This is a genomic window from Bradyrhizobium genomosp. I (2014) (assembly GCF_000261685.1).
Lineage (GTDB): Bacteria > Pseudomonadota > Alphaproteobacteria > Rhizobiales > Xanthobacteraceae > Bradyrhizobium.
The window spans coordinates 1-11609 of sequence record NZ_AJQE01000036.1 but is presented as its reverse complement, the minus strand read 5'-3'; the positions used below and the strand labels follow the sequence as shown (position 1 = coordinate 11609).

Annotated in this window: 10 protein-coding genes and 1 pseudogene; 8 read left to right on the top strand and 3 right to left on the bottom strand. The window is 59.3% G+C overall.

Annotated elements, in window-relative coordinates; all coding sequences use genetic code 11:
* From IC50_RS03685 to IC50_RS03665, 5 genes are all read left to right on the top strand, one after another.
* Positions 1 to 339, top strand: a 339-nt coding sequence (locus IC50_RS03685; RefSeq protein ID WP_162131513.1) for an adenylate/guanylate cyclase domain-containing protein, incomplete at its 5' end; no start/stop codon positions are given.
* A gap of 132 nt (positions 340 to 471) precedes the next feature.
* A complete protein-coding gene (locus IC50_RS03680; RefSeq protein ID WP_035700552.1) occupies positions 472 to 1083 on the top strand; it encodes a JAB domain-containing protein in 612 nt (203 codons plus the stop codon).
* 157 nt (positions 1084 to 1240) lie between these two features.
* Positions 1241 to 2482: a tyrosine-type recombinase/integrase gene (locus tag IC50_RS03675; protein WP_011090895.1), complete on the top strand. Its 1242-nt coding sequence runs from the start codon at positions 1241 to 1243 to the stop codon at positions 2480 to 2482.
* Positions 2479 to 3822: a PDDEXK nuclease domain-containing protein gene (locus IC50_RS03670; protein WP_014498593.1), complete on the top strand. Its 1344-nt coding sequence runs from the start codon at positions 2479 to 2481 to the stop codon at positions 3820 to 3822. The genes IC50_RS03675 and IC50_RS03670 overlap by 4 nt, the downstream gene beginning before the upstream one ends.
* A gap of 58 nt (positions 3823 to 3880) precedes the next feature.
* Entirely contained in the window at positions 3881 to 5077 is a 1197-nt protein-coding gene (locus IC50_RS03665; protein WP_225163673.1) for a hypothetical protein, read from the top strand.
* A gap of 90 nt (positions 5078 to 5167) precedes the next feature.
* Here IC50_RS03665 and IC50_RS03660 read toward each other — a convergent pair whose 3' ends face one another.
* The 3 genes from IC50_RS03660 to IC50_RS03650 all read right to left on the bottom strand — a co-directional run bounded on the left by IC50_RS03660 (position 5168) and on the right by IC50_RS03650 (position 8744).
* Complete coding sequence (locus IC50_RS03660; RefSeq protein ID WP_011090898.1) at positions 5168 to 7657, bottom strand: AAA family ATPase; 2490 nt, start codon at positions 7655 to 7657, stop codon at positions 5168 to 5170.
* Positions 7654 to 7878: a hypothetical protein gene (locus tag IC50_RS03655; RefSeq protein WP_014498594.1), complete on the bottom strand. Its 225-nt coding sequence runs from the start codon at positions 7876 to 7878 to the stop codon at positions 7654 to 7656. Before IC50_RS03655 ends, IC50_RS03660 begins: the two co-directional genes overlap by 4 nt.
* 89 nt (positions 7879 to 7967) lie before the next feature.
* A complete protein-coding gene (locus tag IC50_RS03650) occupies positions 7968 to 8744 on the bottom strand; it encodes a helix-turn-helix domain-containing protein (RefSeq protein WP_014498595.1) in 777 nt (258 codons plus the stop codon).
* A gap of 186 nt (positions 8745 to 8930) precedes the next feature.
* Between IC50_RS03650 and IC50_RS41915 the strand changes: the two genes are divergently transcribed.
* From IC50_RS41915 to IC50_RS41030, 3 genes and pseudogenes are all read left to right on the top strand, one after another.
* Positions 8931 to 9485 carry a hypothetical protein gene (locus IC50_RS41915; protein ID WP_014498596.1) on the top strand — a complete coding sequence of 185 codons (555 nt, stop codon included), beginning with the start codon at positions 8931 to 8933 and terminating at the stop codon, positions 9483 to 9485.
* A 118-nt stretch (positions 9486 to 9603) separates the two neighbouring features.
* Positions 9604 to 11391 carry an ATP-binding protein gene (locus tag IC50_RS03640; protein WP_014498597.1) on the top strand — a complete coding sequence of 596 codons (1788 nt, stop codon included), beginning with the start codon at positions 9604 to 9606 and terminating at the stop codon, positions 11389 to 11391.
* Between the two features lie 40 nt (positions 11392 to 11431).
* Positions 11432 to 11609: pseudogene (locus IC50_RS41030) on the top strand (IS630 family transposase); the annotation flags it as partial.

Here is an 11609-nt window from a genome sequence, read left to right as displayed (position 1 = left end):
CGGAGCCTGCCGCTCTGGATGGCGCGGATCGGCATCAACACCGGCCCAGTCATCGCTGGCGTTGTCGGAGCACGCAAGTTCAGCTACGACATCTGGGGCAACGCCGTCAACGTCGCCGCGCGACTGCAGGCGGCCGCCGATCCCGGACGGATCAACATTGCCGAGGCGACCTGGAACCTGGTCAATGCGCGCTTCGCCTGTGAGCCGCGCGGCAGCATCGAGGTCAAGGGCAAGGGGCCTACCCCGATGTACTTCCTCGATCGTATCAAGCCGGACCTTGCTGCCGATCCCGCAGGCGTCGTACCCAACGATAGTTTCTGGCGCCCCCAGGGTCCATGATCGCCCGCTGGCGCGAAGGGCCGGGAAACCGGTCGGCTGATCATCATCCCGCTCGTGCCGGAAGCGCGGCTGCGCGGGACGCTCGCAATTGACGGTTGCAAAAGCGGAGGTCCCCGGCGATGCTGGCGGCCGATGCCCGCCAAGTCCGACCACGACAAGAGCAAGCCCGAGGACGCGCCGCACTATCACGGCCATCGCGAGCGGCTGCGCGAGCGTTTCTACAGTGCCGGCGCGGATGCGCTCAGCGACTACGAACTGCTCGAGATGGCGCTGTTTCCGGCGCTGCCTCGGCGCGACACCAAGCCGCTGGCGAAGACGCTGATCAAGACGTTCGGCTCGTTCGCCGAGGTCGTCCATGCGCCGGTGGCGCGGCTGCGCGAGGTCGAAGGCGTTGGGGAAGCCGCGATCAACCAGCTCAAGCTGATCGCCGCGGCGGCGCATCGCGTCGCCAAGGGCGGGGTCAACAGCCGCAACGCGCTGTCGTCCTGGAACGAGGTGATCGACTATTGCCGCGCCAGCATGGCGTTTGCCGACAAGGAGCAATTCCGCCTGCTCTTTCTCGACAAGCGCAACCAGCTGATCGCCGACGAGGTGCAGCAGACCGGCACGGTTGACCACACCCCGGTCTACCCGCGCGAGGTGATCAAGCGCGCGCTCGAACTCTCCGCGACCGCGCTCATCCTGGTGCACAACCAACCCACTACCCACCCTATGATCACGTTGGATCACGTTCAATACCGATGAATCATCAACGATATATCCGATTTTTTCTTCATTGCACACAGGGGGCGGCTATGGCAAATTGGGAGCGGTAAGAGGGGTTGAAAGCGGCTTTCCGATCCCAGCAAACGATCCCCGTTTCTCCTCGACCGATCCCAGTTGCGGCACAGGAGGAAACGCCATGCCAAGCCTGACCGACACCGCGATCCGACATGCGTTGAAGCGGGTGGAGCTAAGTCAGAAACAGGAAAATCTCGCCGACGGTGAAGGGCGCGGCACCGGCCGCCTCGTGCTTGTCCTCAAGCCCATGCCGAAGCGCGTCACCGCCGACTGGATGGCGCAGCAATGGCGCGATGGGAAGCGGACCAAGAAGAAGCTCGGGGCTTATCCCTCCATATCGCTCGCCCAGGCACGCGAAATATTCAAACGCGACTTCGCCGACGTCATCCAGAAGGGTCGCAGCATCAAGATCGCTACCGACACGCGCCCCGGCACCGTCGCTGATCTGTTCGAAGGCTATGTCGCCGCGCTCAAGGATGCGAGCAAGCCGTCCTGGAAGGAAACGGAAAAAGGCCTTAACAAGATCGCCGACACGCTCGGACGCAACCGCCTCGCTCGCGAGATCGAGGCCGAGGAAATCATCGAGCTGATCCGCCCGATCTACGAGCGCGGTGCCAAATCAATGGCCGACCATGTGCGCTCCTATCTCCATGCCGCCTTTAGCTGGGGCATGAAGTCTGACAACGACTATCGGCAGCAGTCTTCCAGACGCTTTCGACTCCCTTTCAATCCGGCAACCGGCATTCCTACCGAGCCTAAGATCCAGGGCACGCGCTGGCTTGACGAAGACGAGTTTGTGCAACTCTATCGCTGGCTGGAGAGCCCCGACACGCCGGTCCACCCCTCCTATCCCCGCGCGGTGCAACTCATCATGCTGACAGGGCAGCGCGTCGAGGAGATCGCGCGGTTTCATGTCAATCAATGGGACGCCAGTGAGCGAATCATCGACTGGTCGAAGACCAAGAACCTCCAGCCGCACGCTGTCCCAGTGCCATTGCTTGCCGCCGAGCTGATCGAAAAGATCAAGCCGAACGAGTATGGCTGGTTCTTCCCCTCCGCCAAGGACCCCTCGAAGCCTGTCAGCCACGGCACTCTTTATAGCTTTGTTTGGCGGCAGCGAGATCGCGGCGTGATTCCATATGCGACAAACCGCGATCTCCGGCGCACGTTCAAGACGCTCGCCGGCAAGGCAGGCGTGTCGAAGGAAATCCGCGATCGCCTCCAGAACCACGCGCTACAGGATGTCAGCTCCAAGCACTACGACCGCTGGCACTATATGATCGAGAAACGCGCTGGCATGGCGAAATGGGACAAATTCGTGCGCGCCATGCTGGCGAAGAAGCGACTGAAAGAGGCCGCATGAGCTCGCGGCCGCGAAAGCCCCCTCGCCGCAGCGATGCGCTCGGTTCCGCTGGCGAAGTGGACGCGCAAAGCTACACGGCGTTCGTCGGGGATCTGAAGCAGAAGATCGCGGCGGCACGCCACCGAGCCAGCTTGTCGATCAACCGCGAGCTAGTGACGCTCTACTGGACGATCGGGCGCGACATCCTGGAACGGCAGGAGCGCGAAGGTTGGGGTGCCCGGGTGGTCGACCGTCTGGCTGGCGATCTTCGCCTGGCTTTCCCGGAAATGACCGGTTTATCGCCCCGGAATCTGAAATACATGCGCTCGTTCGCCGAGGCCTGGCCCAACGGCGAATTTGTGCAACAGGTTGTTGCACTATTGCCATGGGGGCATAACGTCCGTTTGCTCGACGCCGTCAAAACGCAGGAAGAGCGCACCTGGTACGCGCGGCAGGCAATTGAACACGGCTGGAGTCGTAACGTTCTTGTCCATCAGATCGAAAGCAAGCTTTTTGCCCGGCAAGGAAGCGCCCTCACCAATTTCTCGCGAACCCTGCCCGCAGAGCAGTCCGAGCTTGCCCAACAAATCCTCAAAGACCCCTACACGTTCGACTTCCTCTCGCTTGGCCCAGACATGCTGGAGCGCGACCTCGAGCGTGGTTTGGTCGAGCATCTGCGTTCACTCATCCTCGAGCTCGGCAAGGGCTTCGCATTCGTCGGCAGCCAATATCACCTCGAAGTCGGCGGGCAGGATTACTACTTGGACCTTCTTTTCTATCATCTGCGTCTTCGCTGCTTCGTGGTGATCGAGCTGAAGATCGAAGACTTCAAACCCGAATTTGCGGGAAAGATGAACTTTTACCTCTCGGCCGTGGACGAGCAATTGCGCCATCCCGACGACAAACCGACCATCGGCATCATCTTGTGCAAAGGGCGCAACGAGGTGATCGTGGAATACGCGTTGCGAGACTCCAGCAAACCGATGGGGGTCGCCCAGTATCAGCTCTCGGCTGCGTTGCCGCCACAACTCGAGGATGCCCTCCCGACGGCCGCGGAGTTCGCGCGAGAATTTCCACTGATGTCCGTGGTCAAGCTACGCATCGAAATCGAGCGCGCGGTACGCGATCTCGCGGACAAGCGAGGCGTCGCTTTCGACCGGCCGACCGGCATCATGAAAATGCTCCGTGATCTGCATCGAAATGGATCGGTGCCAAGTAGCACAGAGCAGATGCTCGACGCCCTCCACACCATGAACGAAGCTACGCATGGCATGGATGTGGACCCGGAGACCGCTGAACGCGCCGTCGAAATCGGCACGATCTTCCTTGGGGAACTCCAGAAACTGAATACAGACGAGTAAGGTGCTTTTCGCGGCAAATCCGACACCGACAAAACCCCAGAAAGCACAGGACAATCTCGTGGAAGACAGCTGGCCGACGTGGCTCAAAATTATGGAGAACGGCGCCGTCGGAGAAGCGCGTACGCGTTCTTTTCTCATCGACCGGTTCTGGGTTCTCGAGCGGAGCGTAGATACCGACGGGGCCGATTTTCTCATACAGCGACGCACCACCACGCAGCGATTTACCGATAGAGTCCCGCCGCGCGTCGGAGTGATACAGGCAAAATATTTTCAGGATCGCCGCACAACGCACTACATTCCCAAAAGCTACGTGGTTGACGACAAAGGAATGCCGCTCGAAGGCTTCTTCGCGCTTCTTCACGTCGGCCGGGAGGACGACGGCGAGATGTACCTGCTGTCGGCCCGGCAAATCGTCAACACGCTATCCATCAGCAGCACCCATTCACCGGAAAGCTACGTCGTCGGCACGACTGCGCTCCAAGGCACTTTTAGAATTAATGCCCGTAAGCTCGCACTCGATCAGATCGAGCATAGCTTGAAGAGCCAGACCTACTACCAGTCGGCCGCCTTCCTGGACAAGCTCAACATTCCCTATCGGCGCTTCAGCGAAGACGACATCGACTTTCCTTGGACACTTCCGCTTCCGAACCCCGTCGGTGAAATCCCGAAGATGTTTGTTGAGCAAAAAGAGGAGCTCAGAAAGATCGTTTTCGACATGGAGGAGGTGTTGGGAGCCATCGACGCGGTCCTTACAGAAAAAGACCCGCGTCGAGCGCTCGAGCTGATGGACGCGCTGCGTTACCATGTCGATGGTTACGGCAAGATCACCTTCGGCGGCCGGGGAGACTTCAACTGGGGCGATTTTCCAGACGCCCTCGACACCCACGACCGCTGGCGCCAAGGCCTCCAGACAGACGGACTGCTAGAGCCTTACATCGCAATGGGCGATAAACTGCAAGTGGCTCTTGTATCCCATACAGCCGCTCATCCGCTAACCGATAAGGGCAGCTTCCTCCAGGCGATCATTGAATATGATCGGGATACGCTCAACGTCATTGAGCTGTCGGTCAAATCGGGCACGGCCGCCGAGAGGGAACCGGAAATCAAGACCCCCGGGCATGTCCGCATGGCAAGCTCGCTCGGCGAGTGGGTCCCACGCAAAATCAAACCGATGGACTACACGATCGAGAACGTCTGGTGGAATGTCATGCGCTACGTCATCGAAGAGCGCTATCCCGACCCACACTTCGACTAGCTTGCGGCAACTCCCTGCACGCGCAACGCCAGGGCCTTCGGCCCTGTTGTTGCTTGATCGCGAGATTGTCGCGTAGCCTCCGTGAGTCGCTTAACGGCGATCTAACCGGCGATAGTATCGCTTCTGTCCGTTACTCGGATCAACGTAGGTAAAGCAGTCCGCGAGACTATCAATGCTCTGCAACACCCCCAGCAAGGCGTAGGCGTTGAAAGGCGTCCCCGCGCCGGTCTCGTAGTGGCTGACGAAATTCCCAACGATCGATGGCACATGATGGTTTTGGAGATCGGCGATCTGCTGAGGCGTCAGCACACACCGATTGGCCGCATGATAAAGCTTCACGGCCTCGCCGATTGCGTCGATGTAGGTCGAAAGCGTCCGCTTGTCACCACGGGTGGCATAGTCCGGTGGAACAGGGATCTCCAACTTGGCGATAATCTGTCCCAGCTTGTATTCGAGATATTGCCGCAGGATCGGCGCACCAATATCGATCTGGCCAGCATTCAGGTGCTGCAACGCCTGCGCCTTGAGACGATCCGCCTCCTGGGCCGATACCATGAGCCGCCCCTTTGGAGGCATGCCTTGGAGCTTCTGGTGATGCCAATCCGCAGTGCCATTGAGCTTGTCGAAGTACTTCTCCAGGCTGGTGTCATGGCTCAGGAAAATGAACTGCAGCCCGTCCGGCACAGCGCCATAGCGTAGCAACGTCCGCACGGCGTCCATCAACGCGAACTGGTGACCAGCGTCAAAGCTCGATGTCACGTCGTCGAGCACCATGAAGCGCGGAACACCGCTGTGCTTGGTCGCGGCCGCGAAGAAAATCGCAGCCGCCACAGCGTTCCGATAGCTTTCCGAGAGTAGAGCCCGGGCACTGAGGTCCTGTAGGCCGAAGAAGTCCGCGAGCTTTAGATCAACGTTTTCGCTGTTCTGCGCGCGGCTCAGGGTCGGCTTCACATCGGGACCGCCTCGCACGAACCGGCCGAACAGATCCTGACAAGCGGTCTGAATCTCGCCAATCCGCTCGTTGGCCAGTTCGGCTTCGGCATCAGCAAAGCTTTGGCCGGCGCGCGTGATGAATGTCTTCCAGCGATTCAGAACCTTGAGCTTGTCCTGTTTCACCTTGAGCACCGGCTCGCCGCTCTCGTATTCCAGCACGGCATCGCGGAACTGCTTTGCGAAGCTGAGGATGCGGGTTACCTGCACCAATGAGGGAGGCAAGCGCGCCTGCAACGCGTCGGCCTCACCTCGCACCCGAGCAAGAGTTTCGCCACGCTGCGTTTCAAGAACCCCGAGGCGCGCCTTGATGATCTCCAGGTCGGAGGTCGCCAAATCCCCCTTCTTGGCGGCCAAATCGAACGCTACGTGCAAGCGATCACCCGTCGCGATCGCCATGGCCGGCGCCTCTTCAAGCTTGCGTAGCTTCGCGATCCCAGGCGCTGTGGCGACATCGTTGATGAGTTCGGCCCCGAGCTGAGCGGCTACATCGTATTTAGCGATCTTGCCTTCCAGCCGCGGCTTTAGAGCATCACTACCTTTCGCCTCGCAAACTGGGCATTGATTCGGGTCGTGCCAATCGGAGCCGGACACCACAGCCAGCGCATCGCGCAAAAGGGCGTGCAATGCTTCCGCGCCGACGCTGCGCACGGCCTCGTCTCTTCTTCCGGCCAACTCGAGCAGCCGATCAACGTCGGCCAATTCCTCTACCGTGACCTCAAGCCCCGCCAGCGACGTGGCGGAGGTCGTTAGCGTGTCCAGCGTCTTTCGCGCTTCGCCGCCTTCCTGTTTCTCGATCGCCAACTCTGCCGCTTCGAAATCGAGATCCATTACCGAGGCCTCGCCGATCAATGGCTTGAGCAAGGCGATGGCGGATAAGGCGGCGGTTACCGCCGCCTTCAGATCGGAGAGTTTATCGACGGCGGCGCTTCCCGCTCCGGCGACCTCGTCATGCGCCGCAATGACACGCCGCTCGATCGCACTCAACGCGCGCGCGCCTGTGGTCACCTCGGCATCAAGCGCGGAGAGGCCCAGATCACTGTTGACGTTCTGCGTTCGCTTGGCGCCGTCCAGAGCCTGACGTAGCCGGGAGTATCGGCTCAGTCCCACGAGCGATGCGAAAGAACGTCCCCGCTCCAAGGCGGAGATATCGATGAGCTTTGCGAACCGATTATAGTCGACGAGGACGAAATCCTCCTGCAGGCTCGCGAGGAACTGCTGCGGGTCGGCATGACCGCTCGGCGAAGTCACTAGGCGCGCACCGTTGGCAGCCCGCACCACCTTGATCGCCACATCTGGCGAGGCGTCATCGCTGGCGAATATCAGATCAACCGTCGCTTGCTGCCCGGGATGGAAGCGATTCACGATATAGCTGTCGCCCTGCTCGGCTTCCTGGAGCGCCTTCAGGCGCGGGACAATGCCGTGGATCGCGAAGCAAACGGCTTCGAATATGGAGCTTTTACCGACGCCGTTCGGCGCATGCACCGAGTTGACGGCGTCAGATTTGAACTTGAGGACGAGCGGGTCACCGTCATTATTGATCCCACGAAAACCCTCGATGGACAGGCTGCCCAGGAAATACCGCGTCATGCCTTGTCCTCGCCCAGAGGGATGGACATGCCATCAAGCGCATCCAGTACCGCCTTATGAAACTCGCCGATTGTTGCCCGGCTTGGCGCGGTGTCACCTCCCGAATCCAGCAGATGCAAATTGTCGAAGAGGATCTTCGCGCATTCGGGATCGATCTGTACAGCCTCGGCCCTAAACAAAGCGAGATTGTCCTCGAAAGTATTTTCCAGCTTAAACTTCATACGCTCCCCCGACTTCCGCCCAATGCACTTCTATTTGATTTCAGTGCGCGCGTGCAATTCTGCGACGATCAAGCGATTGCGTCTCATCATCAGGCTGTCTCTGTTTCGTTGTCGCTCTTGCGAAGCTTCCGCCATGCCGGAAGGATGAACGGCTGCCCATGATCGATCGGCACGCGCATGGTGGTCTCGCCATATTCACCCGGCGGCCCTAGTGCTACGACCTGACGGCTTTGATAGGAGAACGGCTCGTCCGGCGGTGCGACCGTGTAGCGCTCCGGCAATCGCCTCAGAACCGAGGTTCGATAAATCCAGATGTCGTTGCCCTTGAGAAGGACGATGAGCTGTCGCAGGCGCCGGCGAACCGCGATCTCCGTCGCGGGGGGAATGTCGACGAGAATATCTCGCTGCGACCAGGACAAGCCAACGAGGATATCGAAAAGCTCCTGCGCATAGGCTCCAGTTTCCTCATCGAGCGTTGTCTCGATAATGCAGGCCACGTCGTGCGAGCGGGCCGCCTCCGTATAGAGCGCGCCCTCGTCCGCTGTCGCACTGGCGATGTCATAGTCGTTGCGGGGGATGAGCCGGTCCTCATCTTCCATCAGCGCGGAAAGGACTTCCGGCGCACTTACGGTCGGCGTCATTTCCGAAAGCTCGGAGCCAAGGATAATGCGTTCACGATGAACTTGCAGCGCTTTTGCCAACCGTTCAGCCGTTGTCACTGCAATTGGCGCATTCTCATTCTCGATCATACGAAGCATGCGAATGCTGACACCGATTTCACTCGCCATTTCCTTTTGGGTCGACAGCCTTTCAAGCTGCTCCCTCAGGGCTTTCACCGCCTTCCCGTTCGGCACGACCTTCCTCATCTCAACCTCATCCCGTGTATTCGATGACTCAAAATTTACATGAGGGAGCCTGGCAGCGTGAGGCAGCCGACCGGAATCGGAGCGGCACACTGGCGGCAAACCAGCAAACTGGGCAATTCAACGTGCAGTACCCTTGACTAGGCATTTATGACCGGCCATTTATGACCGGTCAAGGAGACCTTTATCATGCTTCGTTACAATCCGGAGAAATTCGCCTCGCTCTCGGAGTCCGACATCGGTCAGCGGATTTGGTCGTTTCTTACGAAGCCCGCCACTATCGCTCGCTTGGAGACGGCCTCGGAGCTCGGAAAGCCTGCCGTCGAGGGCATCGAGGAGCAGCTTCTGGAGGAGTTTCGCGAAGATGTTCTGGTTGACCGCGTCAAGCAGATGGTCGGCCACATGGTCAGGCAGATATTGGAACAGCGCGATTGGGTTCTCGACCAAAGCGACGTGAAGGTTCAGTCGGTGCCCTTCAGCAAGGCGGCACGTTACAGGCGGCCCGATTGGATCACCTTCCATGCCTTCCGCAATACCAAAGACCCGCGCGACGTCGTCATCACCGACCGTCGGCAGAACGCGCCTCTGCCGAAAGACGCTCGCTGGACCTTCTACGCAACCTTTGCCAGCCCCTTGAAGGCGGCGGTTGCGTTCGGCGTCAATGACACCCCCAAACTTCGCCGACAAGTGCAGACCCACGGTTTTCACCGTGTCCACATCCCGCGAATGCTGCGACGCGCCTAATCCAGGAGAAATTGAAGGCATGATGCAGTTCAACGACAGGTGCGACAGAGCGGATACCCATCGCCGAACGCGAGCGGCCATCGCACGCTTTTATTGAGCCATAACGAGACCGCCAGATATGGAAACGTTCAACCTTGATCCCCGTCAACTTGCCCGGATCGAAGCCGTTCATCGCGGGTTCCTCTATCAGCACCTCTATGCCGCCGCGTGTCTGTTTGATGCTGCCCGGGCCGGTGTGACCCATGTCATCGTCGAGAATGATGAAGACGTCGAACTCGTCCAGCCTGACAGACGAATCTACCTACAAGTCAAAACTCGGGCATCTAACCTTATTCTAAGCGACATTGATGGCGCACTCTCAAGGTTCGCGGCTATTAGACAGGAGCACGAGGAAGGTCGACGGAGCGGTTCATGCCAGTTCGTCATAGTATCGAATAGTGCGCCTGGGCCGGAATTTGCCAAGCTTATCACAGGTAAAGAATGGCCGTCCGACACCAGGCTCCATTGGCCGCAATCACCGGCGGTAGACGAAGCCCTTCCCTTGCCGTGGAGGACCATCGCGGATGGTTTCGAGGCGTGCCGAGCGGCTGCCGAAACGCTTCCTTTTTCCGTATTGGCTCCAGAAACCCTCGTCTGGAAAATCGCTGGCCGGATGATGGCAGCAGCGGGTGGGATTGAGCCAAGCTCCAATCACACGTTCACGGTTGAGGAATTACCGGCACTCTTCGAGCAGCTTGTTGTCCAACTCCAAGATTTTCCTGCTCCGCCGCTTCGATATCGTCCGCAGGAACATGAACCAAATCTGGCAAATGGCCAACGCGTGCGGCTCGTCGTCGGCCTCTCCGGTGCAGGAAAGACGTCCTGGGTTTCTCAGACAGCTCTGCATACTTCTGACCGTCTGGCATATTACGATATTGCCGAGATATCCGGCCCTGCGCTGGCCAATGCCGTCGCACGCGAACTTGCAGCTCGCATCTTCGGATCGCGTGGCGGCAAGCTAGGCGAGATCTTGTTACCGGGCGCAAGCGGCACCGAAATCCTGTTTGCGATCGGTCGCCACCTAGCCGAGGACAAACTCACCGCGACTGTGGTGTTGGATAACGCGCATCGCATTGCAGCCGCGGATTTGGTTTCGCTGGTCGGGGCCTCCGATCAGCTGCAGTTTGTGCTTCTCGCCCAGCCCAGCGCAACGATCGCCCGAATCGAGGCAACGCTTGGCGTGAAGGCGGAGTTGCTTCTCGGCTGGTCCAATGAGACGGCCGCGGCCGAGGGAGCGTCGCTCGGATGCCGTGGGGATTTCTCAGACTATGAGCGCTTGTTGAAAATCACTGGTGGGCTGCCGCTCTACGTCCAGAATGCGCTGAAAATTGCGGCTGAAAGCTACGAGGGGGTGGTCACCCGAGTCTGCGCGGCGCTTGAGGACCGCACCCATATTGTCGAGACTGCGCAAGAACTTATTCTGTCAGATGTCTTCGACAGATTTAACGACCCTGAGCGCCGCGCTGTCGCGGCGCTCAGTCTCAGCGACGTCCCACTGACTCAATCCGAAGCCAGTGTCGTATTGAAGCGCGCCTTCGACCTCGAGCCGGAGATCGCGGCCACGGCATTCAGGCGATTGCGAACAAGCGGTACAATCCAGATTTTCGGTGTCGATCGTTTCAAGATTCACGATGCGATGAGACCGCTCGGCCGCACCTACCTGAGTGACGCCGGGGGTGAGCATCTGCAAAATGCACGCGAGGCCATTCGCGACCTCCTTATAAAGGCACTACCCAACGATCACGACCGTCAAAGAGTTTTTCTTCTCCTGAGGATGTTTGTCGCTCTTGGGAACGTGAAGCCTCTCGTTGAGATGGCCACCGACGAGATATTTCACGAACTAGTCATCTGGAACGGAAGTTCGTGACATTAGTTGATCGCTCGGATCTCTAGAGAGGAGAGCGCTCGTGGCGAATGCAGGTGTGAAAGGCCGGCCGATCGCGCCGTTGGTGCTGAGTTCGCAGGAGCGGGCGTACTTGGAGAGGCAAGTTCGTCGTCATCGTGTAGCCCGATCGCTATCTGAGCGATGCCGCGCGATCCTGCGGTGTGCAGATGGTCTGCCAAGCAAGTCTGTGGCTGCCGAAC